The 876-nt window shown below is 74.0% G+C and carries 1 pseudogene; it reads right to left on the minus strand.

Going from position 1 to position 876, the window contains the following annotated elements:
• A pseudogene (locus R6V09_RS54005) lies at positions 1-876 on the minus strand (helix-turn-helix transcriptional regulator); the annotation flags it as partial.

Here is an 876-nt window from a genome sequence, read left to right on the forward strand (position 1 = left end):
CCGCGCGTACAGGAAGCGGTTCAACTCCCAGGAGTCGGGCGCCGACCTCAGGTCGAATCCGTCCGCTAGCCGCAGCGCCCGCGCCTCCTGGCCGGTCGCCAGCAGCGCCAGCAGGATGTGGGCGTGCCCGTTCGACGGCGTGCTGCGCGCCCAGTCCCGCGCCCACACCGCGGTCAGCAGCGGCGCGTACTCGCCACGGGCGGACAGGATGTCGGCCCGTACGTTGGTCAGCGCGTCGTGCATCGGATGCAGCAGATCGGGACGCTGCCCGACCAGGCCCCGCTCCACCAGCCGTTCCGCCTCCGGGAGTTCGTCGGCCCACTGGGCCACGGCGGCGGCCGTGCCGAGCAGGAACGGCTCGGTCAGCGGGTCGGCGGGCTGGGCCAGCAGACCGCGCAGCCGCCGCATCGCCTCCGCCGCCGAGATCAGACCGGCCGTGGCCGAATGGCGCACGATCAGCGCCTGACCGGCCGGGCCGACCAGCTCCGGCGAGTGCTCGGCGGCATCACGGAGCCACCGGTACACGTCCTGCCGTACCGACTGGTCCTGATCGGCCAGCAGCACCGAAGCGGTCTGGAGGGTGCGGACCAGTTGCGGACGGTCCGTCAACTCGTCCTCTGCGGTGCGGAGTACGTCGACGGCGGCCACGGTCCTGCCGCGGCCGGCCAGTGCCGTGCCGAGGGCGACGGCCGCACGCATCGTGTCCTGCGGCGCCCCCGACAGCCGTAGCGCCTCGCTGAGCCGGGGAATGCCGGCCGAGGAGGTCCGCGTGTACTCCAGGGAGCCCAGCTCGGTCAGCAGCCGCTGTCTGCGGCCGTCCGCCAACGGCTCCTCCAGGACCCGGCGCAAGAAGGCCACGGCGTCGTCCGCGCGCCC

Origin of the sequence: Streptomyces sp. W16 (assembly GCF_033194735.1) — a bacterium.
Taxonomy (GTDB): domain Bacteria; phylum Actinomycetota; class Actinomycetes; order Streptomycetales; family Streptomycetaceae; genus Streptomyces.